Source organism: Pseudomonas sp. LP_7_YM, from assembly GCF_004364435.1.
Lineage (GTDB): Bacteria > Pseudomonadota > Gammaproteobacteria > Pseudomonadales > Pseudomonadaceae > Aquipseudomonas.
The window spans coordinates 237,964-259,659 of record NZ_SOCT01000005.1 but is presented as its reverse complement, the minus strand read 5'-3'; the positions used below and the strand labels follow the sequence as shown (position 1 = coordinate 259,659).

Genomic DNA, 21,696 nt, shown 5'->3' with positions numbered 1-21,696 from the left:
GCCATCGAGAATGTAGATAGGCCGTAGACATCGACGACCGAGGAAAAAGCACGTTATAGCCGATAAATATCTGCTTTAAAAGCGTTTAAAATCCGCCAAGACATAACTACTAGAACAAGAGCCGATATTAATCTGTTATTTGAGCCGCTGCGGCCCAGTTTGGGAGCGAATTCATTCGCGAAGCCGTTTTTGCCCCAACACATCTGCATCAGGCATATAGACGTCTCACGAATGAATTTGCTCCCAAACAAACCCCTGCCTGCGGGTAAAAGAAGGGCCTGGATGCTCAGCCCTCAAGCTCACTCAACACTTTCGAAACACTGTCGACGAAAAAGTCCACGCTGCGGCGAGTGGTGACCATCGGCGGTTTGATCTTGAGGATGTTCAGGTAGTCCCCGGTCGGCTGCATGAAGATGCCCAGTTCGCGCAGGCGGTCGCACAGGTAAGCGGTTTCCTCGGTGGCGGGCTCCAGCGACTGACGGTTTCGCACCAGTTCCAAACCCAGGTAGAAGCCTGACCCGTGAGCGGCGCCCACCAGTGGATGTTTATCGATCAGCGCCAGCAGGCGCTCCTTGAAATAGCCGCCCACAATCTTGGCGTTTTGCCAAAGGCCTTCCTCCTGCATGACATCCAGCACCGCCATGCCGATCTGGCAGCTCACCGGGCTGCCCCCGGCTGAAGAGAAGAAATACCCCTCGGCCTCAAGGGCCTCGGCGATTTCCCGGCGAGTGATGACTGCGCCCAAGGGATGGCCGTTACCCATGCCCTTGGCCATGGTGATGATGTCCGGGACCACGTCCTGTTCCTCGAAGCCCCAGAAGTAATGCCCCAGTCTGCCGTAGCCGACCTGAATCTCATCGGCGATGCACACGCCGCCCTGAGCACGCACCTTTTGATACACCGCCTGGAGATAGCCGGGAGGCAGCGATATCCCGCCCGCATTGCCATAAACAGGCTCGCAGATGAACCCCGCCAACTGCCGCTCCTGCTGCGCCAGACTGGCCAGATGCGCATCGACGCTTTTCAGGTAGAACGGCGTGCTGTCTGCGCCACGCCCCTCACCGCGATAGGTATTGGGTGCAGCCACTGGATGCACCCACTCAGGCCGCGTGCCAAGCGCATGGGGGTTATCGGCGATGGAGGTCGAAATCGCGTCAGTGGCCACCGACCAGCCGTGGTACGCCTCAAGCACAGTCAACACATCGCGACCGCCGCTGTAGGCCCATGCCAGTCGAATCGCCAGATCGTTCGCCTCGGTGCCGCTGTTGACCAGAAACACCCGGTCCATCCCTTCGGGTGCGAGTTTGAGCAGACGTTCGCAGAACTCAGCGATGGACGCGTAATGAAACCGCGAATTGGTGTTGAGCAGCGACCACTGCCGCGCCGCCACTTGAGCCATGCGCGGATGACCGTGACCCAGCACGGCGACGTTATTGAGCATGTCCAGATAGGAACGGCCCTGCATGTCGATGAGGTGATTGCACCAGCCGCGTTCGATCTGCGGCGGCATCGGGTAATAGTGCTTCTGCGAGCGCGCGAAACTGGCGTCACGGCGGGCCAACAGTTCGCTGGAGTCGGCCAACAGCGGCGCGTCGCACTCGAAACCGAGCAATGCCTTGGGCGAAGGACACAGCGCCCGCCACGCAGCCGCGCGTGAAGGTGTCGTAAACAGCGGCGGGCTGACCTCACGCTCGCAACACAACTGGACGATCAGCGAACCGCCACCCTGCCCGATCACATCGCTGGCGGCGAATTCGACTCCGGAATCGAAATCCGAGCGCACGCCCCAAAGACGCAGATTCGACCGGCCCCCTGCCAGCAGCAACGCCCCATCGGCGGTATGACGCAGCGTCCCGTGAAAGGGGGCGTGAACCACGCAGCCATAAGGGATGACCAATTCGACGTGCAGCGCAAAGGTGTCCGGTTCATGCGCGCTGTCGGGTTGCGTCCTCGACAGTCGGTATTCGCCATAGCGGCTGGCCGCCAGCCCGCCAGCGCGCGCGGTCTCTTTGAGCAGTATCTCGTCGATGCCGGATTGCTCCCAGTTGCCGGCCTCGAAATGCTCGCTGAGCACGCCCAGGTCGACGCAGGTGAACGTCTGAGCGCTCAAGCCAGGCAGCAAAGGTGAAAACGCTTCTATGTCGGCTGGCTGATCGAGCTGCTTCACCGCAGTTAGGATCGCGGCTTCCATCAGCGCCATCGGCACCGAAGTTGCCACGTCGAAGATGTTCCACTCGCTGGCGAGATTGGCCTGAATATAGGCGTTGTCCGGCTCGATGCTCGCCTGCTGCTCACTGCTGAGCACCAGCACTGCCGAGCGCGCGACGATTAGCGGCCATAGCGCTTTCAATTCTGCGGTTTGCAGCGGATTGATCCGGTGATAGGCCTCGATGGCGGGCAGGATGTACAGCGGATCGCCTTCTGCATGATGCAGCAGTGCCGCGCAGGTGACCGACAGATCGGCGATACGCCAGGTGCGCATCAGATCGCCAAAATCGATCAGACCTTGCAGCTGCCACATGCGCTGAGCATCGCGCCGCCACACCACGTTGTATTCGGTGATGTCCATGTGGATGGCCTGCATGGGCAAGTCCGGGATGAGCGGCAGCAACCGTGCGTGGGCTTGAGCGGCAGCTTTGGCGATGCAGGCGCGGGCCTCGGCACTCTCGATAACTGCCAGCAAGTGCTTGATCAGCGCGCCGGCATGGCGTGGGTCCCATTGCAGAATCCGTTCAAGGCCGGGATGTTCGAACCCCGCCAGCGCCACATCGACGTGAGCACAAAGCTCGGCCAGATCGGTTACTACCGGCTGACTCAGGTGTTTGACATGCGCCAGCGACTGGCCGTCGATGAATTCCAGCAGCCGCACGTGCACTGAGTGCCCGCCAATCTGTACGGACAGCAGGTCGTGCCCGCTGACCGTCAGCACCACACCCGGCACCCGGACATCGGCATGCGCGCGCAGATGCCGCAACGCCGCATGCTGGGCGGCCAGCTCCGTGGTCGAATAATCGCCGTGGCAGATCTTCAATACGAAACGGCGCTCGTCTGCGGTGTTCAGAAGAAAGTTGCGATCCTGATGGCTGCCCAGCGTCTTCAACGTGCCGGCCAAGGCGTAATACGTCGACAGCAGCTCAGCGGCTTGGTCGGTCGTGACATCGGGGCAGGGCAAGCTGGAGCGACGAATCAGAGTGGCAAGCGGCATATGCAGGGCCCCGGAGGCAAGATGGACGGCGATATCGCCATTGCGCACAGGCAACCCCGCCCAAAGGGTTTTTGACTCAATCACGATGTTGATTCAGAGATAGCGTAGCCGCGACGCAAATGAAACAATCCCGCCAGTTTTATGACGCTGTAAAGGTCCGGCAATCAATTAATTTCATAGCCTCTAGGGGGCTGGCCGCTTGCGCCTGTCAGCGCACACCCACAAGCTATGCTCTTTTGTCTTGACGTCAATCCAGGGAAGAAGGTCTGGCTATGCGAATACTTGTCACCGGTGGCGCCGGATTCATTGGCTCTGCGCTGATCCGCCATTTGATCAACAACACCGAACACGACGTACTGAATTTCGACAAACTGACGTACGCAGGCAACCTCGAATCGCTACAGAGCATCGTGACCACTACCCGTTACGAATTCGTGCAGCAGGATATCGTCGATCAGGCCGAAGTCGGCAAGGTGCTGGCTCGCTTCAAGCCCCAGGCGATCATGCACCTGGCAGCAGAGTCCCACGTCGACCGTTCCATCGATGGCCCGTCCGAGTTCATCCAGACCAACATCGTCGGCACGTACAGCCTGCTGGAAGCGACCCGCAGCTATTGGCTGACGCTGCCGGAAGCCGAGCGCGCAGCGTTTCGCTTCCACCACATTTCTACCGATGAAGTGTACGGCGACCTGCATGGTGTCGATGACCTGTTCACCGAGACAACGCCCTACGCGCCCAGCTCGCCCTACTCTGCCAGCAAGGCGGCGTCGGACCATCTGGTTCGCGCCTGGCAACGCACCTACGGCCTGCCGGTCGTAGTGACCAATTGCTCCAACAACTACGGGCCGTTCCACTTCCCTGAAAAACTCATCCCGCTGGTCATCCTCAATGCGCTGGCAGGCAAACCGCTGCCTGTGTACGGCAACGGCCTGCAGGTTCGCGACTGGCTGTACGTCGAGGATCACGCCCGGGCACTGCTCAAGGTCGTCACCGAAGGCCAGGTCGGTGAGACCTACAACATCGGCGGCCACAACGAGCAGAAGAACATCGACGTGGTGCGTGGCATTTGCGCGCTGCTCGAAGAACTGGCACCGGAGCAACGCAAAGGCGTGGCCAACTATGCGGACCTGATCACCTACGTGACCGACCGTCCAGGCCACGACATGCGCTATGCCATCGACGCCAGCAAGATCGAGCGCGAGCTTGGCTGGAAGCCGGAAGAAACCTTCGAATCCGGGCTGCGCAAAACCGTGCAGTGGTATCTGAACAATCTGCAATGGTGCCGCAATGTGCAGGACGGCAGCTACCAGGGCGAACGCCTGGGTACCAACGTTAAGGACTTGATCGCATGACCAAAGGAATCGTACTCGCAGGCGGCTCGGGCACACGTCTTCACCCGATCACGCTCGGCGTCTCGAAACAACTGCTGCCGATCTACGACAAACCGATGATCTACTACCCGATCTCGGTGCTGATGCTGGCGGGCATCAAGGAAATCCTGATCATCTCCACGCCGCTGGACCTGCCGCAATACCGAGCATTGCTTGGCGATGGCAGTCAGTTCGGGGTGAATTTCCATTACGCCGAACAACCCAAGCCGGACGGTCTGGCCCAAGCGTTCCTGATTGGTGAAGCGTTCATCGGCGATGATTCGGTGTGCCTGATTCTGGGCGACAACATCTTCCATGGTCAGCACTTCAGCGATCAGCTCAAGCGCGCGGCCGATTACCCGTCGGGTGCCACCGTGTTCGGCTACTGGGTCAAAGACCCGGAGCGTTTCGGCGTGATCGACTTCGACGACAAAGGCTGCGCGCTGTCCATCGAAGAAAAACCCAAGGCACCGAAGTCCAGCTACGCAGTGACCGGCCTGTACTTCTACGATAACGAAGTCATTCAGATCGCCAAGGACGTAGAACCGTCGCCGCGCGGCGAGCTGGAAATCACCGACGTGAACAATGCCTACCTCAAGCGCGGCGACCTTCGCGTGGAGCGTTTCGGCCGTGGCTTCGCCTGGCTCGATACCGGCACCCACGACAGCCTGCTGGATGCTTCGCAATACGTGCAGACCATCGAGCATCGTCAGGGCCTGAAAGTGGCCTGCCTCGAAGAAATCGCTTACCAGAACGGCTGGATCGATCGCGATCACCTGCTCAAACGGGCTGATTATTTCGGCAAGACCGGCTACGGTCAGTACCTGTTCAAGATCGCAGGGGAACATCAGTGAAAGTCACAAAGAGTGAATTGCCTGAAGTCCTCGTCATCGAGCCCAAGGTGTTCGGCGATGAGCGTGGCTTCTTTTATGAGAGCTTCAACGCCAAGGCCTTCGCCGAAGCGACCGGGGTTAACGCGCAATTCGTGCAGGACAACCATTCACGCTCGCAAAAAGGCGTGTTGCGCGGCCTGCATTACCAGATCGAAAACCCGCAGGGCAAACTGGTGCGCGTGACGGCGGGCAAGGTGCTGGACATCGCCGTCGATATCCGTCGCAGCTCCCCGCATTTCGGTCAATGGTTCGGGCTCGAACTGAGCGCCGAAAATGCCAGGCAGCTGTGGATACCAGCCGGCTTTGCCCATGGCTTCGTGGTGCTCAGCGACTACGCCGAGTTTTTGTACAAGACCACCGACTATTACACCCCGCCGGCCGAGCGCTGCATTCTTTGGGACGATGAGGATCTGGCCATCGACTGGGGGCTGACCGAAGCACCCAAACTGTCGACCAAGGATCAGGACGGCAAACGCCTCAAAGAGGCGGATCTTTTCGAATGAGTTCGCCGCTGCGGATCTTGATCAGCGGGCGACAGGGCCAGGTTGCTCAGGCGCTGCAACACAGCCTGAAGGACCTTGGCGAGTTGATCGTACTGAGCCGCGAGCAACTGGACCTGAGCGAGCCTGCGTCGATACGCAAGGTGGTGCGTCATGTCAGGCCGGACCTGATCGTCAACGCTGCTGCGCACACGGCCGTGGATCAGGCCGAGAGCGAGCCGGAACTGGCTTATGCGATCAACGCGATCTCCCCCGGCGTTTTTGCCGAGGAAGCCGCAGCGCTGGGCATTCCGTTCATCCACTACTCCACCGATTACGTCTTCGATGGCAGCAAGGATGGAGCGTGGGTCGAGCGTGACACGCCCAATCCTCTTGGGGTGTACGGCAGCAGCAAACTGGCGGGCGAACAAGCCATCGCTGCGGCCGGCGGTCAATATCTGGTCCTGCGCACCAGTTGGGTTTACTCGCTGATCGGTCGCAACTTTCTGCTGACCATGCAGCGTTTGCTGCAGGAGCGCGAAAAGCTCACCCTCGTCGCCGATCAGATCGGCGCCCCGACCTGGGCGGGCACCATCGCGCAAAGCACTCGCGCGTTGATCGAGCGCTGGCGCGATGGCAAGCCAGGGGCATGGGGCGTGTATCACATGACGGCCAGCGGCGAGACATCGTGGTTCGGCTTCGCTCAGGCCATCGGCCAGGAACTGATCAAAGCCGGAAAACCCTGCGCAATCCTTGAGCCCATTTCTTCCAGCGCCTACCCGACGCCCGCAACGCGTCCGCTCAATTCGCGTCTGGATTGCAGCCGCCTGCAACGCGAATGGGGTGTGACTCAGCCAGATTGGCACGACGCAATGCTGGAGTGCTTAGCGCAGCAGCGGTAGGCATAATGCGGTCCATACCGAGCCTGCACCGCATGTAACCCATGCGACCGCTACGCGCGCGAAACGTCGTGCAGGCAGCACAGCAACCAGCGGCGTACGCCCTATGATGACCAGCACTTCCTCTCTTCCGCGCCGTCCTCGCTGGCGCAGCCTTGCGTTGCTGGCCTTGATTCTGGCGCCGTTGCTGTGGCCGCTTGAGCGGCTGGCCGAGCATTACTACCGCACCGAGCTGTTGAGCCAGAACCGGCAGACGCTTGACCTCTACGTTGCCAACCTGCTCGGCACCTTGCACCGCTACGAAGTGCTGCCACAGATCCTTGGTGACCTGCCGGGCTTGCGTGCGATGCTGGCCAACCCACAGAACACGCAAATCCAGGAGCAGGCCAACCTGCTGCTGATGAATACGGCCCGCCAGACCGGCGCCGAAGTCATCTACCTGATGGCCCCCAATGGCGACACCTTAGCCGCGTCGAACTGGAACAAGCACGACAGCTTCATCGGTCGCAACTTCGCGTTTCGTCCCTACTTCAGTAATGCCATGGCAGGTAATCTGGGGCGCTTCTTCGGCCTGGGCACGACTTCGGCCAAGCGTGGTTACTTCTTCGCTGCTGCCGTTCACCAGGGCAATGCCGTTATCGGCGTGCTGGTGGTCAAGGTCGATCTGGACCTGACCGAAACGCTGTGGGGCAAGACCCCTGAACAACTGCTGGTCACCGATCACAACGGTGTGGTGATCCTGACCTCCAATCCCGCCTGGCGCTTTCGTGCGACACGCCCGCTCAGTGAAGAGGAGAAGCAGGCGATCATCGCCGTCATGCCTTATCCAACCCGTGATCCACGCCCGCTGCAGCTGGACGACAAAGGCTGGCTGACCCAGACCCAGCAAATCGATGAAACCGGCTGGAGCGTGAACATTCTGGCGCCCAAAATGCTGGTGTCACGGCCCGTTCGCACGGTGGTTGCCATTGGCGGTGCGACGCTGCTGGTACTGATGCTGCTACTGGGGATCATGATGCAGCGCCGTCGCCACTATCTGGACCGCATCAATTTCGAGGGCAAGGCGCGGCGTGAACTGGAAGTGCGCGTGATCGAGCGCACCAGCGACCTGGAAGGCCTGAACCAACGCCTGCGTCAGGAAGTGCTGGAGCGCGAGCATGCGCAACAAGAGTTATTCCGCGCGCAGGACGAACTGGTCCAGGCGGGCAAGCTGTCAGCGCTGGGCACCATGTCGGCGAGCATCAGCCACGAACTCAATCAGCCCCTGGCGGCAATTCGCAGTTACGCGGAAAACGCAGAAGTGCTGCTCGATCATCAACGCACCGACGAGGCTCGCGGCAATCTCAAGCTGATCAGTGAACTCACAGGCCGCATGGCTTCGATCATCGCCCATCTGCGCGCCTTTGCCCGCCGCGATCGACACGCCCCGGAAAGCGTGGCCCTGCAGCCGGCGCTGGACGACGCCCTTGCGCTGCTCGCCAAGCGCCGTCGGGCCATGGATGTCGAGTTGATTCGCGACCTGCCGGACGCCACGCTGTGGGTGCAGGCCGGTGAAACGCGTCTGCGCCAAGTGCTGGGCAATCTGCTGGCCAATGCGCTGGACGCGCTGACCGAGAAGGGCCCGCCGCGCAAATTGTGGATCAGTGCCGAATACAGCGCCGAAGGCGTCAACCTGTACATTCGCGACAACGGCCCGGGCTTTTCCCGTGAAGCGCTGGAACACGCCCGCGAGCCGTTTTTCACCACCAAGACGCGCACCCAAGGCCTGGGGCTGGGCCTTGCGATCTGCGATACCCTGATGCGCGCCCTGGGCGGTGAACTGCTGTTCGCCAACCATCCCGAGGGCGGCGCCCTGCTGACGCTGCGCATGCACGCCGGCGCTTCAGGGGTCAGTCTTCAAACACCGGAGGATCTATCTGCATGACCACGGACACCGCCATCGACAGTCAAACCCAGGTGGTGCTGATCGACGACGACCCGCATCTGCGTCAGGCCCTTAGCCAGACACTGGACCTGGCTGGCCTGAAGATCCTGCCGTTGAGCGACGCCACCGGGCTGCCAGCGCGCCTGGGACGCGACTGGCCGGGGGTAATCGTGAGCGATATCCGCATGCCCGGCATCGACGGCCTTGAGTTGTTGAACCAACTTCATGCTCAGGACCCGGACCTGCCGGTGTTGCTGATCACCGGTCACGGCGATGTGCCGCTGGCCGTGCAGGCTATGCGCGCCGGCGCCTACGATTTTCTGGAGAAACCCTTCGCCAGCGATGCACTGCTGGACAGCGTGCGTCGCGCCCTGGCCCTGCGCCGGCTGGTGCTGGACAACCGCAGCCTGCGCATGGAACTCAGTGACCGTCAGCAACTGAGCGCACGCCTGGTAGGCCTGTCTGCACCGATTCAGCGCTTGCGCGATCAGATCGGCGCGCTGGCTGCGACCAAGGCCGACGTACTGATTCTCGGCGAAACGGGGGCTGGCAAGGAGGTGGTCGCCCGCGCGCTGCATGACCTGTCCAGCCGCCGTAGCGGTCCGTTCGTCGCCATCAACGCTGGGGCGCTGGCTGAGTCAGTGGTCGAAAGCGAGCTGTTCGGCCACGAGCCCGGCGCCTTCACCGGCGCGCAAAAACGGCGCATCGGTAAGTTCGAGTTTGCCAACGGCGGCACACTGTTTCTCGACGAAATCGAAAGCATGAGCATGGATGTGCAGGTCAAGCTGCTGCGCTTGTTGCAGGAGCGGGTGGTCGAGCGTTTGGGCGGCAACCAGCAGATCCCTCTGGATATCCGGATTGTCGCCGCGACCAAGGAGGATCTTCGTCACGCCGCCGATCAAGGCCGTTTCCGTCCTGACCTGTATTACCGCTTGAACGTCGCGCCGCTGCGCATCCCGCCACTGCGCGAGCGAGGCGAAGATGCGCTGGTGCTGTTCCAGCATTTTGCCGATGCCGCCAGCCTGCGCCACGGCCTGCCGCGACACGAACTGCAGCCGGGCCATCGAGCGTTGCTGCTGCGGCACAACTGGCCGGGCAACGTGCGAGAGTTGCAGAACGCCGCCGAACGTTTCGCGCTAGGCCTTGAGCTTGAGCTCGAAGGCGCCGCGCAACAGGACATACCCGCCTCGACAGGCGGCCTTAGCGAGCAGGTCGAAGCCTTCGAGCGCGCCCTGATCGCAGCCGAACTGACCCGGCCTCACAGCTCAGTGCGCAGCCTGGCCGAAGCGCTGGGCATTCCCCGCAAAACCCTGCACGACAAACTGCGCAAACATGGCCTGAATTTCAGCGGGGGCGGTTCCGATGACAACGATTGATCCCGATTCGAAAGCCAGACAGCTGGAAGATGTCCTGCATCAGGACATCCCCCTGACCCGCGACATGGGCATTGAGGTGATCAGCTGGCAAAACCACCAGCTGCGCCTGCACCTTCCCTTGGCGCAGAACATCAACCACAAGAGCACGCTGTTCGGCGGCAGTCTGTACTGCGGCGCAGTGCTGGCCGGTTGGGGATGGCTATACCTGAGGCTCAAGGAAGTCGGGATCGCTGACGGGCACATCGTGATTCAAGAGGGGCAAATCAGCTATCCGCTGCCGGTCAAACGCGACGGCGTGGCAATCTGCGATGCGCCGGATGATGCGACTTGGGACCGGTTCGTAAAGATGTATCAATGCCACGGACGGGCGCGGCTGGCGCTGAACACCAGGATCGTGGCCGAAGGTTCAGAGGCGTCGGCTGTGGAGTTTGTAGGGCAGTACGTGCTGCATCGTTGACTGCTCGCTCGCTTCTGCCCGGAGGGCGTGGGAGCTGGCTTGCCTGCGAGCAGGGCCCCGCGCCCTCCGGCAGAATCAAGAGCTAATGAAGATCAACCTTTCGCTAACTCAATCAACGGCTCGCGCCAGGACGCCTGCGCTGGCAGGGCTAAAAAGAACGCATTGAGCAACGACTCCCTGGGTGGGTAGTCGAACGTGTCGCCTGCCAGATTCAACACCAAGCCGCCCGCGCCTTCCAGCACACCTTGGGCGGCGGCGGTGTCCCATTGCGAGGTCGGCGCCAGACGCGGATAGCAATCGGCCGAGCCTTCCGCCAGCAGGCAAAACTTCAGTGAGCTGCCGATGTTGGTCAACTGCAGCTCACCCACCACAGCCGCCAATCCGGCCAGCAGTTTTTCCTGCTCCGGGCTTGAATGACGACGGCTGGCAACCACGGTGAACGACTCGCCCTCTGGCGGCTGATTGCGCACCTGGATCGGCTCGATGTGATGGGCATCGTGACTGCGCCACGCGCCCAGCCCTGCGCCACCGAAGTAGCAGCGATCACGGGTGGGCATCGATACCACGCCGAACACCACACGCCCGTTCTCGATCAGCGCCACATTGACAGTGAACTCTTCACTGCCGCAGATGAATTCCTTGGTGCCATCGAGTGGATCGACCAGCCACCAGCGCTGCCACTGACTGCGCTCGCTCAGCGGGATGTCGGCGTCTTCTTCCGACAGAATGTGAATGCTCGGATCCAGCGCCTTCAGGCCCGCGACCAGCAACTGGTGGGCGGCGAGATCGGCGGCAGTGACGGGTGAATTATCGGACTTGACCGTGACTTCAACGCCCGAGCGCCAGAACGGCAGGATGACTTCCCCTGCGCGACGACAAAGGTCGATCACCGGCGCGAGCAAGGGGTGCGGCAAATCAGCGAACGCCTCTGTCATGACTGAAACACCCCACGCTGGGTCAGCAGATCACGGGCCAGATACAGCGCAGCCAGTGCGCGGCCTTCGGAAAACTTCGGGTGCTGCGCCAGGTTTGCCAGCTCGCGCAGGTTGACCTTGTCCACGCCCATCGGCTCTGGCTCGTCGCCCTCAAGGCGCTCTTCGTACAGATCGGTGGCCAGCACCACCTGAATCTTCTGGCTCATGTAGCCCGGCGACAGCGACAGCTCGGTCAGGTGTTCCAGGTTGTGCGCGCCGAAACCGGCCTCTTCCTTGAGTTCACGATTGGCTGCAGCCAGCACGTCTTCGCCCGGCTCGATCAGGCCCTTGGGCAAGGACAGTTCGTACTCGTCGGTTCCTCCGCAATACTCCTCCACCAACACTGCGTGCTCGGCATCGAGCATCGCCACAATCATCACCGCGCCGTGTCCGTTGCCGCGGCCGACCAGACGTTCATAAGCACGTTCGACGCCATTGGAGAAACGCAACTGCACTTCTTCGACGCGGAACAGACGGCTGCTCGCAACGATTTCGCGGGCGAGGACGGTGGGTTTCTGGCGCATGGCAAGCTCCTTGGCGTAGACGGGCGTACTATACCGTGGCTTTTCTGATTGTCTGTGCCTGAAAAACCACAGCGACTCATTCAATGCCGAGAGATCTACATGCCTTCCTTACCCTGGCGCGATATCGATACCGTCCTGCTGGACATGGACGGAACGCTGCTCGATCTGCACTTCGACAATCACTTCTGGCTGACGCATCTGCCTAAACGCTACGCCCAATTGCACGGCGTGAGCCTGGCAATGGCGCAGATGGAGCTGACACCGCTGTTCGAACAGAACGCAGGTACGCTGAATTGGTACTGCACCGACTTCTGGAGCAGGGAACTGAACCTGCCGGTCAGCGACCTGAAGCTTGAAATCGCCCATCTAATTGCACTGCGTCCCGATGCCGAGACTTTTCTTGCGGCAATCAGACAAGCGGGCAAGCGCGTGATCATGATTACCAACGCCCACCGCGATTCGCTGTCGCTGAAGATGGAGCGGCTGCAACTGGCACCGTATTTCGAGCGGCTGATCAGCTCCCACGATTATGGCTACCCCAAGGAAAATGCCCAGTTCTGGGATGCGCTGCATGCCGATATCGGCTTCGATCCGGCCCGTAGCCTGTTCATCGACGACACCTTACCGATCCTGCGCAGCGCCGGGCGTTATGGCGTAAAGCATTTGCTGGCCGTGCGCGAACCGGACAGCCGCAAGGGGCCAAAAGACACGGAAGAGTTCGCGGCGGTCGAGGATTATCGAGGGTTGGTCCAAGGGTTGTAGGGTTCGGATCCCGGCCCATTTCAACTGTGGGAGCGAGCTTGCTCGCAAATCCCTGTCTTTTCGTGAGCAGGCTCACTCCCGCAAACGATGAGTGCCCCAATGATCGGACTTCACAGATCGCCCAGCGCCGATCATCCCCCATGCGACATCCCGCCGCGTTAGAATCCCCGGGCCTGCCCTGCGCATTACGGAGTGAATATGGACATCAAACAGCTGAAATTCCTGATTGCCCTCGACGAGACCCGTCACTTCGGGCAGGCAGCAGCGCGTTGCCATATCACTCAGCCGACGTTGTCCATGCGGCTGCGCAATCTGGAGGAAGAGCTGGACCTGCCGCTGGTCAATCGCGGCCAGCGCTTCGAAGGCTTTACCGCCCCAGGCGAACGCGTGCTGGCGTGGGCACGCACGGTGCTGGCGGCTTACGACGGTCTGCAGGCAGAGGCCGCCGCCTGCCGCGGGCATTTGGTCGGGACGTTGCGGCTAGGTGTGGTGCCGCTGTCGAATTTCGATCCTCTGCCCTTGTTGCAACGTCTGCACAGCATTCATCCGAACATGCGCTTCGAGCTTTCCTCCCTCAGCTCCGAACAGATCCTCGACCAACTGGCGAGCAACCGCCTGGATTTGGGCGTCTCGTACCTGGAACGACTGGACAGCGACCGTTTCGACTCGCTGGAGCTGGCGGAAACCCGCATGGGCCTGCTGTACGACCACCGCCACTACAGCTTCGGCGACGAACCGCTGAGCTGGGAGAGCCTGACCGAATTGCCGTTGGGCATGCTGACCAACGGCATGCACTTTCGGCAGTCCATCGATCACAACTTTCACAGTCGCGGCCTGGAACTTCAGCCGCTGATCCAGACCGATGCCGTGCATCAACTGCTACAAGCGGTTCACGGCGGTTTCTGCTGCGCGATCATGCCGCTGGACGGCGGGCTGGAATCGCTGACCGAGCACCTGCGCCTGCAACCTATCGAACATGCACAGACACTTGCCCGCCTGGGGCTGATCATGCGCCGTTCAGCGCCCCGCTCGGCGTTGGCTGAAGCATGCTTTGGCCTGTATCAGAAAATGATCCAGACGCCTTGATCGACGTCATCTATCACGACATCAGTACTAGCAATTAGACGTTATCCAACTTGGCGCCTAGGCTAAGGCCTGAACACTCTGCCGGTACGTCCCGATGCATGCCAAACGCACGGAAAGCACGGCGCCCGCAAAACAACTGCCCGCGCCTGCCGCAAGTCAGTCCTACAGCTACTCGAACCTTGAGCACGACACCTGCGAGCCTAACGTGCTGGCTGAAGAAGTGGCGTTGGCCATTGCCTATAACGGCATCAGCCAGGCTGTGATGCTGGTGACGCCTACTGATCTGGAAGACTTTATCGTCGGTTTCAGTATTGGCAGCGGCATCATCGAGTCCCCGGACGAAATCTATGACATCAAGCTTGCAGGTTGCGGCTCGGCGCAAGCGGCCGAAGTCGAGATTGCCAGTCGCGCGTTCTGGAACCTCAAGACCCAACGTCGGCAACTGGCAGGCACCAGTGGTTGCGGGCTGTGCGGCGTTGAGGCAGTGGAACAGGCGCTGCCCGAACTGAACGTGCTGCCCGGTGCTCCGCTGCCGCCAGCCGAATGGCTCAAAGGCCTGCGCGGGCGTCTGGAGGAATTCCAGCCGCTGGGGCAGCACTGCGGGGCCGTCCACGCAGCAATGTTCATGAACGATCAGGGCCAATTGCTGCTGGGTCGGGAAGACATCGGCCGGCACAACGCCCTCGACAAGCTGATCGGTGCACTGATCCGTCAGAACATCCCGACCACCGGCGGTCTGGCGGTCGTGACCAGCCGCTGCAGTCTCGAATTGATTCAAAAAGTCCTGCGTGCCGGGATTCAAACCCTTGTCAGCCTGTCCTCGCCTACCGGCCTGGCGCTGCAATGGGCGCGTCGACACAACCTCAACCTCATTCATCTGCCTAAACACAGTGCGCCGCGGGTTTACAGTCCTGCGTTGGAGAATTAAGCGTGAGCATGCATAAAGAAGCCGACAAGGTCTCAACCCCTCGCTATAAGCCCTACAAAGGTCCAGCCGGCGGGTGGGGTGCGCTGATCAGCGTTGCCCATTTCTGGCTGACCAGCGACAACGCACTGAAAAACATTCGCACCATGCTCAAGACCAACCAGAACGGCGGCTTCGACTGCCCGGGCTGCGCTTGGGGCGACTCGCCGGAAAGCGGCATGGTCAAGTTCTGCGAGAACGGCGCCAAGGCAGTGAACTGGGAAGCCACCAAGCGCCGCGTCGATGCGTCCTTCTTCGCCCGCTACAGCGTCAGCTCGCTGCTGGAGCAGAGTGACTATTGGCTGGAATACCAAGGCCGCTTGACCGAGCCGATGGTCTATAACGCCGAGTCCGACCGCTATAAGACGATTGCCTGGGACGACGCCTTCGCGCTGATCGCCAAGCACCTGAACAACCTGCCAAGCCCGAACATGGCCGAGTTCTACACCTCGGGCCGGGCCAGCAACGAAGCGGCGTACCTGTATCAGCTGTTCGTTCGTGCTTATGGCACCAACAACTTCCCTGACTGCTCGAACATGTGCCACGAAGCCAGTGGCGTAGCGCTGTCACAAAGTGTCGGTGTCGGTAAGGGCACAGTGACCTTCGACGACTTCGAGCACGCCGATGCGATTTTCGTGCTGGGTCAGAACCCTGGCACCAACCATCCGCGCATGCTTGAACCGCTGCGAGAAGCCGTCAAGCGCGGTGCTCAGGTGGTGTGCGTCAACCCGCTCAAAGAACGCGGTCTGGAACGCTTCCAGCATCCGCAGCATCCGATCGAGATGCTCAGCAACGGCTCAGAGCCGACCAACACGGCCTACTTCCGTCCCGCACTGGGCGGCGACATGGCGCTGCTGCGCGGCATGGCCAAGTTCCTGCTGCAATGGGAGCGCGACGCACAGGCCAAGGGCGAGCCGGCGATCTTCGATCACGCATTCCTCAACGAACACACCCACGGCGTGCTGGATTACCTGGCAGTTGTGGATGACACCACGTGGGAGTTCATCGTCGAGCAATCCGGCCTGCCACTGATCGACATCGAACGCGCTGCGCGGATGTACGCCAAGGGCAAGAGCGTGATCATGTGCTGGGCGATGGGCATCACCCAGCATCGCCATTCGGTGCCGACCATTCAGGAAGTCGCCAACCTGATGCTGCTGCGCGGCAACATCGGCAAGCCAGGCGCCGGTCTGTGCCCGGTGCGCGGCCACAGTAACGTGCAGGGCGACCGCACCATGGGGATCAATGAGCGTCCTCCGGCGTTCTTCCTTGATTCGCTGGAGAAACGCTTCCAGTTCAAAGTGCCGCGCGAGAACGGTCACAACGTGGTCGAGGCCATCCACGCGATGCTTGAAGGTCGCTCAAAGGTCTTCATTGGTCTGGGCGGCAACTTCGCACAAGCCACGCCTGATAGCCCGCGCACCTTCGAAGCGCTGCGCAGCTGCGACCTGACCGTGCAGATCAGTACCAAGCTCAACCGCAGCCATTTGACTCACGGCAAGGAGGCGCTGATCCTGCCGTGCTTCGGTCGTACCGATATCGACGTCCAGGCCCAAGGCCCGCAAGCGGTCACCGTGGAAGACTCGTTCAGCATGGTTCACGCTTCCAACGGCCAGCTGAAACCGCTGTCGCGTGAAATGCGTTCCGAACCCGCGATTCTGGCGGGCATCGCCAATGCCACCGTAGGCAAACAGCCTGTGGATTGGCTCTGGCTGGTGGAGGATTACAGCCGCATTCGCGACCTGATCGCCGATACCATTCCGGCATTCAAGGACTTCAACGAGAAAATCAAGAATCCGGGCGGCTTCTATCTGGGAAGCACCGCAGGCTCACGCAAGTGGAACACGCCTAGCGCGCGGGCCAACTTCAAGTCCAACCATCTGCCGCAGGATCTGGTTCACGAGAGCGTCCGTGGGACAGGTATCGTGCCGGATCTGATCATGCAATCGATGCGCTCCCATGATCAATACAACACCACGATCTATGGCCTGGACGACCGTTATCGCGGTGTGAAGGGGCAGCGTGACGTGATGTTCCTCAACGAGGCGGACATCGTGCGCCTGGGCTTCGTGCCGGGTCAGAAGGTCGACATCATGTCGATCTGGGGTGATGACATCGTGCGTCGGGTCAAGGGCTTTACTCTGCTGCCGTTCGATATCCCTGCCGGTCAAGCCGCTGCGTACTATCCCGAGGTCAACCCGCTGGTGCCATTGGACAGCTTTGGCGACGGCAGCCATACGCCAACCTCCAAGTTCATTGCGATCAAGCTGGAGCGGCATAGCGAAGTGGCGCGGATTATCTAACTAACGACGTTGCAACCCCTGTGGGAGCGAATTCATTCGCCAGAGGCCGCTACAGACGATAGAAACAGGTCGCCTGTGAAGTTGCCCTAGGGGATGAATCCGCTCCCACAGTCACGTTCATTGCCAGGTCGCGTTCAAAATCCGGGCCCATAAAAAAGGCCCGAATCGCGTGATTCGGGCCTGGGTTAAGTAATCTAGGACCCACCGTTCCGCCTTAAGTTCCCTATCAAAAACAATAACTTAGCGTTATGTATACAAGTCGTGTTATTCGTCGGATTTCGATTGTGACATTTTCTTCATGATTGCAGGATCGCGGCGTCATCCCTACGAGCATCCCTGCATGAAGTATTCCTCGATTCTGTTGTTGTCTCTCTCCCTGGCCACCGGTCTTGCCTCAGCGGGCGATAACGTGACGGCCGGTGTAGGCGGCGCATTGGGTGGGGTATTGGGTTCGGTTGTTGGCCAGCAAGTTGGCGGCAGCACCGGCTCGGCCATCGGCGCAGGTCTGGGCGGTGCAGCCGGGGGCGCAGTCGGCGCCAACCGCCGCAACCGTACAGAAGCGGCTATTGGCGGTGGTCTTGGCGCAGCGGGCGGTAACGTGATTGGCCGCAGCGTAGGCGGCAGCACCGGTAGCCTGATCGGCGCAGCAGCGGGCGGCGGCGCCGGCGGTGCGTTGGGTAATTACATGGGCGAGGACAGTCGTCGTGACGGCAACCGCCGCAGCTACCGTGGCGACCGTCGCGATTACCATCAGGGCCGTGGCTCCCGTCGCTACGATCATGGCCGTCATCGCGAATGGCGTCATCGCTGACAGTCAGCGTATCGACCGTTCATCTGCGACCGGCCGCCGACAAAGCGGCCGGTCTGCGTTTCAGGGAAGCAAACGCTCCAACGCCTGACGCAATTGTGCAGGAATCGGCACCGGCTGGTTCGACGTCCGCTCAACGAACACATGCACGAAGCGTCCGGCCGCGCACGCATCGGCCTCCCCGGCCTTGAACACCGCTAATGCGTACTGCACCGAGCTGTTGCCAAGCTTGCCAACGCGTAGCCCGATTTCGATCAGATCCGGATAAGCGACCGAGGCGAAGTAATCGCAGGAGGAACTGACCACGCACCCCACCACTTCGCCGTCATGAATATCCAGGCCACCCTGTTCGATCAGGTAGCTGTTCACCGCACTGTCGAAGAAGCTGTAGTAAGTCACGTTATTCACATGACCGTAGATATCGTTGTCGTGCCAGCGCGTGGTGATCGGCTGGAAATGCCGATAGTCGCTGCGTTGTGGGGTTTCACTCATCCTTCGTCCTCGTTTGCACCCAGCCCCGCACAGCGGCGTAGGGATAATTTTCAAGCGCCGCAAACCCCTTGATGGTTCGGGCTTTGAGCCTGGTGAATAACGGCACGCTGATGCCGCAGAGAAACCGGGTCAGGCACTCAACACTGGGCTGATGCCCTCGCCCCTCAAGGTGTTTGCCGAAGAAATCACCGCACAGGCCATCAAAATCCTGCTGGTCGAGGGGTACCAATGCTGGCGGCTCAGGCAGGCTGATGACGTGACCTGCGCACACCGAGCAGTGCCCGCAACGTACAGGCGCGTGATCATCACCAAAATACTGCGCAAGACGATGGCTCAGACACACGTCACTGGCAAACAGCTCCAACATCGCGTGGATGCGTGCGACTTCTGCCGTTTCGTGATGCATGAAGTCATCATGCAGTTCGCCGCTCAAGGCCTGCGCATCGAAGTCGGTCACCAACAGGCTATACACCTCGGTCATCTGCTTGCTTTCAAGCTCGATCCAGCCTTTCTCCTGAAAGAAGTCCAGCGCCGTCACCACTCGGGCTCGTTCGGCCCGGTATTGCTGGTACATGGCGTCGAAGTTCACTGTCGCCCAGGTCCGGGCGCGATGTGAGGTATCAATCAAAGCCTGGACAAACTGCTGTCGCTCGCCTTGAAAGCGCTGCATCAGGTCCTGCGGCTCGATCAGGTACTTGAAACGGTACTCGGCAAAATACGAATAACGCGGCGCGATGATGCCGCGCAGTTCCAGCTGAACCAACAGCGTCTTGAGCGGCAACTGTCGGATGTTGCTCATGTCCGAGAGCGGCAACAGCATAAACTCCCACTGCCCTTCGTTGCGTGCGGCGAGCAAGTCCTCCAGCACCTGTTGAATACCCGCGCGCTCAGGCGTATCGCCGTAAACGAAGTTCTCCACCACGTTGAGGCTGTCGCGGTTGGCCAACACCAGACACGCTGAGACGGCGCCATCGCGCCCTGCCCGGCCGATTTCCTGACTGTAATTTTCGATGGACTTGGGCAGGTCGAAGTGCACGACGTTGCGGATGTCGCTCTTGTCGATGCCCATGCCGAAAGCGATGGTGGCGACGATGCAGTTCAGGCGTCCCTCCATGAACTGGCGCTGTATCGACTCACGCTTATCGTGGGGCAACCCGGCGTGGTAGGCCTGAGCCGGAATGCCGCTTTGCGCCAGATGAGCTGCGACGAACTCGGCAGTCTTTTGCTGCGTAACGTACACGATGCTCGGCTGCCCGGCGCGCTCCCCCAGCCATTGCACAAGGCGGCGACGCTTATCGTGACCGGGGATGGGCTCGACAAGCAGGGTAAGATTGGGCCGGTAAAAACCGGTGCTGACCACGTCGTCGGGTTCAATTGCGAACTTGCTCTGCATGTCGGCGATGACCTGGGGCGTAGCGGTAGCAGTCAGGAGCAGCGTTTGAGGAATGTTGAACTCGCGCTGATAGGCCGGGAGCTTGAGGTAGTCGGGACGGAAATTATGGCCCCACTCGGAAATACAGTGCGCCTCGTCCACCACCAGCAACGATATCGGCACCTGAGCGATGAAATGCCGGAAGCGCTCGTTTTTCAGGCGTTCCACCGAGATCATCAATATCTTCAGCTCGCCAGCGCGGGCACGGCCCATCACATCAGCCACATCCTCACGGCTCTGTGATGAATCAACGCCGGCTGCTGCAATACCGTGACGCTGCAAAAACGCCAGTTGATCCTGAATCAATGCCAGCAATGGCGACACCACCAGTGTCAGGTGCGGTAGCAGCAGCGCTGGCAGCTGATAACACAGCGACTTGCCAGACCCAGTGGGGAAAATCGCCGCAGCCGAGCGGCCTGCCAGCACCGCGCTGATGGCGGCCTCTTGCCCAGGCCGAAACTGCCGATAACCGAAAACCTGTTCAAGGGTTTGATGCATGTGCAGCCACTCCATGACCGTCGCAAAGGTGCAGACCTTAACGCGATGGGGTTGGGTGCAATAGACCCGAACCGTTACAGAAACGCCCGACAGGGTACATCCCTGATACAACATCGCCAGTCAGTACTGGCACCCAATGCGGCTTTACTTCAACGGTCACTTATCCTCCGTCCATCGTCCGGCAGGATCATCGAAGCTACCGAAGGCATCGGAAAGATCCAGATGGCGGCCAAGGGTCATGGGAAACGTGGCGGAGCGCGAGTCGTTTATTACCATTTTGTAAACGAATCGCAAATCGCGCTATTGCCGGCGCGAACCGACCGGGCCGGCGAAGGCATTGCTTAAAGCAATCCACAATGATCCCGTGAATGTCACTAACGCTCTGGCCAGCTAAGCGCCACTGCTTTGCAGCGTACGAACATCACACCGATGGTCCCGCTTCTGTCCTGCGCCCTGACAAACTCTTATTTTCGCGGTCATACCTTGCGCCAAGCAGAGGCTTTACGCCGATCACTTCAGGAAATCGTCATGATCTCGACTCGCTACTTTCCGCTACTGTTCACCACTCTGATTGCCATCCTCGCCGGTTGCGGGGACAAGCATCCTGAAAAGCCGGGCCGTGCCTCTGCAGACTCCCGAGGCCTGACGAAATCCATGACAGTGGATGTGAGCGGAGCGTTGAACCTGCACTACGAAGCCAAGGGCGATGCGGTCGGCGTGGGCTTTCTTCCGGGAAAGCTACCCGGCGCGAATTGGCTGACGCTGAGCGCGGACCAGGAAGCCGAAGGTGACCGAAACGAAGTGAGCATTGGCCCTATTCTGGGCTTCTCCTTCGACAACCCCGATCAGCAGAAGCAGGCGATCATGTTCCAGGGCGGTCGTGTCGAAGTTGCCCACGATGAGAACAGCGCTTCTTATGACACCGGGTCGTACTATCAATATTTCGATGCCGACAAAAGTGGCGCTAACAGCAACGTCAAACTCGACTTCAGCAAAATCGAAAAGCTGGAGTCCTCCAACAAGCTGCTGGACCGGTACCGCCTGATCGGCACCTTCCAGTTCAATGCCGCCCTATCCCCTGAACAACCCTCCGACGAGTGCACCAAAGAAGCCGCCAAATACGCCGCCGAGCACGGCGAACGTCACCCCGGTTTCGACGCGAAACTGTGCGATGCCAAAAGCGTTGTCGCCAAGGGCAGTTTCGATATCACTCAGGACTTTCCGGCGACGAACAAGGCAGGTTGAATCAA

18 protein-coding genes and 2 pseudogenes are annotated in these 21,696 nt (G+C 60.4%); 15 read left to right on the top strand and 5 right to left on the bottom strand.

The annotated features are described in order from the left end of the window. Window positions 1-286: 286 nt before the first annotated feature. Window positions 287-3,205 carry an aminotransferase gene (locus tag EC915_RS15090; protein ID WP_133751418.1) on the bottom strand — a complete coding sequence of 973 codons (2,919 nt, stop codon included), beginning with the start codon at window positions 3,203-3,205 and terminating at the stop codon, window positions 287-289. 272 nt (window positions 3,206-3,477) lie between these two features. Between EC915_RS15090 and rfbB the strand changes: the two genes are divergently transcribed. From rfbB to EC915_RS15055, 7 genes are all read left to right on the top strand, one after another. After that, window positions 3,478-4,557 (top strand): dTDP-glucose 4,6-dehydratase, encoded by a 1,080-nt coding sequence (gene rfbB / locus EC915_RS15085; RefSeq protein ID WP_133751333.1) that lies wholly within the window; start codon window positions 3,478-3,480, stop codon window positions 4,555-4,557. Next, window positions 4,554-5,429: a glucose-1-phosphate thymidylyltransferase RfbA gene (rfbA, locus tag EC915_RS15080; RefSeq protein ID WP_133751332.1), complete on the top strand. Its 876-nt coding sequence runs from the start codon at window positions 4,554-4,556 to the stop codon at window positions 5,427-5,429. The genes rfbB and rfbA overlap by 4 nt, the downstream gene beginning before the upstream one ends. Next, entirely contained in the window at window positions 5,426-5,971 is a 546-nt protein-coding gene (gene rfbC, locus EC915_RS15075) for a dTDP-4-dehydrorhamnose 3,5-epimerase (protein WP_133751331.1), read from the top strand. The genes rfbA and rfbC overlap by 4 nt, the downstream gene beginning before the upstream one ends. Beyond that, on the top strand, window positions 5,968-6,849 hold the full coding sequence (gene rfbD / locus EC915_RS15070) for a dTDP-4-dehydrorhamnose reductase (protein WP_133751330.1): 882 nt from the start codon (window positions 5,968-5,970) through the stop codon (window positions 6,847-6,849). The genes rfbC and rfbD overlap by 4 nt, the downstream gene beginning before the upstream one ends. A 106-nt stretch (window positions 6,850-6,955) precedes the next feature. Beyond that, complete coding sequence (locus tag EC915_RS15065) at window positions 6,956-8,770, top strand: ATP-binding protein (RefSeq protein ID WP_133751417.1); 1,815 nt, start codon at window positions 6,956-6,958, stop codon at window positions 8,768-8,770. After that, on the top strand, window positions 8,767-10,146 hold the full coding sequence (locus tag EC915_RS15060) for a sigma-54 dependent transcriptional regulator (RefSeq protein ID WP_133751329.1): 1,380 nt from the start codon (window positions 8,767-8,769) through the stop codon (window positions 10,144-10,146). Before EC915_RS15065 ends, EC915_RS15060 begins: the two co-directional genes overlap by 4 nt. Further along, on the top strand, window positions 10,133-10,603 hold the full coding sequence (locus EC915_RS15055; protein WP_133751328.1) for a YiiD C-terminal domain-containing protein: 471 nt from the start codon (window positions 10,133-10,135) through the stop codon (window positions 10,601-10,603). Before EC915_RS15060 ends, EC915_RS15055 begins: the two co-directional genes overlap by 14 nt. A gap of 92 nt (window positions 10,604-10,695) precedes the next feature. Here EC915_RS15055 and cysQ read toward each other — a convergent pair whose 3' ends face one another. Together cysQ and nudE are read right to left on the bottom strand one after the other, a co-directional pair. After that, window positions 10,696-11,538: a 3'(2'),5'-bisphosphate nucleotidase CysQ gene (gene cysQ / locus EC915_RS15050; protein WP_133751327.1), complete on the bottom strand. Its 843-nt coding sequence runs from the start codon at window positions 11,536-11,538 to the stop codon at window positions 10,696-10,698. Continuing rightward, window positions 11,535-12,101 (bottom strand): ADP compounds hydrolase NudE, encoded by a 567-nt coding sequence (gene nudE, locus EC915_RS15045; protein ID WP_133751326.1) that lies wholly within the window; start codon window positions 12,099-12,101, stop codon window positions 11,535-11,537. The genes cysQ and nudE overlap by 4 nt, the downstream gene beginning before the upstream one ends. 99 nt (window positions 12,102-12,200) lie before the next feature. Between nudE and yrfG the strand changes: the two genes are divergently transcribed. From yrfG to EC915_RS15020, 5 genes are all read left to right on the top strand, one after another. Further along, window positions 12,201-12,863: a GMP/IMP nucleotidase gene (gene yrfG / locus EC915_RS15040; protein ID WP_133751325.1), complete on the top strand. Its 663-nt coding sequence runs from the start codon at window positions 12,201-12,203 to the stop codon at window positions 12,861-12,863. A 198-nt stretch (window positions 12,864-13,061) separates the two neighbouring features. Further along, on the top strand, window positions 13,062-13,949 hold the full coding sequence (locus tag EC915_RS15035; RefSeq protein ID WP_133751324.1) for a LysR family transcriptional regulator: 888 nt from the start codon (window positions 13,062-13,064) through the stop codon (window positions 13,947-13,949). A 94-nt stretch (window positions 13,950-14,043) separates the two neighbouring features. Next, window positions 14,044-14,877: a formate dehydrogenase accessory sulfurtransferase FdhD gene (gene fdhD / locus EC915_RS15030; RefSeq protein WP_133751323.1), complete on the top strand. Its 834-nt coding sequence runs from the start codon at window positions 14,044-14,046 to the stop codon at window positions 14,875-14,877. A gap of 8 nt (window positions 14,878-14,885) precedes the next feature. Further along, window positions 14,886-17,216, top strand: coding sequence for an FdhF/YdeP family oxidoreductase (locus EC915_RS15025; protein WP_166650999.1), 2,331 nt, complete (start codon window positions 14,886-14,888; stop codon window positions 17,214-17,216). A 340-nt stretch (window positions 17,217-17,556) separates the two neighbouring features. Then, the gene (locus EC915_RS15020; RefSeq protein ID WP_133751321.1) at window positions 17,557-18,027 is read left to right on the top strand and encodes a glycine zipper domain-containing protein; all 471 of its coding nucleotides are present in this window, start codon (window positions 17,557-17,559) and stop codon (window positions 18,025-18,027) included. A gap of 60 nt (window positions 18,028-18,087) precedes the next feature. On the opposite strand, the gene EC915_RS15015 is transcribed toward EC915_RS15020, so the two are convergent. Together EC915_RS15015 and EC915_RS15010 are read right to left on the bottom strand one after the other, a co-directional pair. Then, window positions 18,088-18,516 carry a thioesterase family protein gene (locus tag EC915_RS15015; protein ID WP_133751320.1) on the bottom strand — a complete coding sequence of 143 codons (429 nt, stop codon included), beginning with the start codon at window positions 18,514-18,516 and terminating at the stop codon, window positions 18,088-18,090. After that, window positions 18,509-20,446, bottom strand: coding sequence for an ATP-dependent DNA helicase RecQ (locus tag EC915_RS15010; protein ID WP_133751319.1), 1,938 nt, complete (start codon window positions 20,444-20,446; stop codon window positions 18,509-18,511). The genes EC915_RS15015 and EC915_RS15010 overlap by 8 nt, the downstream gene beginning before the upstream one ends. 102 nt (window positions 20,447-20,548) lie before the next feature. Here EC915_RS15010 and EC915_RS25295 point away from each other — a divergent pair. The 3 genes and pseudogenes from EC915_RS25295 to EC915_RS15000 all read left to right on the top strand — a co-directional run. Continuing rightward, window positions 20,549-20,752: pseudogene (locus tag EC915_RS25295) on the top strand (hypothetical protein); the annotation flags it as partial. Between the two features lies 1 nt (window position 20,753). Then, window positions 20,754-20,840 (top strand): annotated as a pseudogene (locus tag EC915_RS25290) (transcriptional regulator); the annotation flags it as partial. A gap of 134 nt (window positions 20,841-20,974) precedes the next feature. Beyond that, entirely contained in the window at window positions 20,975-21,691 is a 717-nt protein-coding gene (locus EC915_RS15000; RefSeq protein WP_133751318.1) for a hypothetical protein, read from the top strand. The last annotated feature ends 5 nt before the right edge of the window (window positions 21,692-21,696 follow it).

Bases quoted from the DNA above. Each gene is read 5' to 3' on its own strand.
- EC915_RS15015 (WP_133751320.1), bottom strand. From the start codon at position 18,516: ATGAGTGAAACCCCACAACGCAGCGACTATCGGCATTTCCAGCCGATC.
- rfbB (WP_133751333.1), top strand. From the start codon at position 3,478: ATGCGAATACTTGTCACCGGTGGCGCCGGATTCATTGGCTCTGCGCTG.
- EC915_RS15025 (WP_166650999.1), top strand. From the start codon at position 14,886: ATGCATAAAGAAGCCGACAAGGTCTCAACCCCTCGCTATAAGCCCTAC.
- nudE (WP_133751326.1), bottom strand. From the start codon at position 12,101: ATGCGCCAGAAACCCACCGTCCTCGCCCGCGAAATCGTTGCGAGCAGC.
- EC915_RS15000 (WP_133751318.1), top strand. From the start codon at position 20,975: ATGATCTCGACTCGCTACTTTCCGCTACTGTTCACCACTCTGATTGCC.
- cysQ (WP_133751327.1), bottom strand. From the start codon at position 11,538: ATGACAGAGGCGTTCGCTGATTTGCCGCACCCCTTGCTCGCGCCGGTG.
- EC915_RS15065 (WP_133751417.1), top strand. From the start codon at position 6,956: ATGACCAGCACTTCCTCTCTTCCGCGCCGTCCTCGCTGGCGCAGCCTT.
- fdhD (WP_133751323.1), top strand. From the start codon at position 14,044: ATGCATGCCAAACGCACGGAAAGCACGGCGCCCGCAAAACAACTGCCC.
- EC915_RS15060 (WP_133751329.1), top strand. From the start codon at position 8,767: ATGACCACGGACACCGCCATCGACAGTCAAACCCAGGTGGTGCTGATC.
- EC915_RS15010 (WP_133751319.1), bottom strand. From the start codon at position 20,446: ATGCATCAAACCCTTGAACAGGTTTTCGGTTATCGGCAGTTTCGGCCT.
- rfbD (WP_133751330.1), top strand. From the start codon at position 5,968: ATGAGTTCGCCGCTGCGGATCTTGATCAGCGGGCGACAGGGCCAGGTT.
- EC915_RS15020 (WP_133751321.1), top strand. From the start codon at position 17,557: ATGAAGTATTCCTCGATTCTGTTGTTGTCTCTCTCCCTGGCCACCGGT.
- rfbA (WP_133751332.1), top strand. From the start codon at position 4,554: ATGACCAAAGGAATCGTACTCGCAGGCGGCTCGGGCACACGTCTTCAC.
- EC915_RS15055 (WP_133751328.1), top strand. From the start codon at position 10,133: ATGACAACGATTGATCCCGATTCGAAAGCCAGACAGCTGGAAGATGTC.
- yrfG (WP_133751325.1), top strand. From the start codon at position 12,201: ATGCCTTCCTTACCCTGGCGCGATATCGATACCGTCCTGCTGGACATG.
- EC915_RS15035 (WP_133751324.1), top strand. From the start codon at position 13,062: ATGGACATCAAACAGCTGAAATTCCTGATTGCCCTCGACGAGACCCGT.
- EC915_RS15090 (WP_133751418.1), bottom strand. From the start codon at position 3,205: ATGCCGCTTGCCACTCTGATTCGTCGCTCCAGCTTGCCCTGCCCCGAT.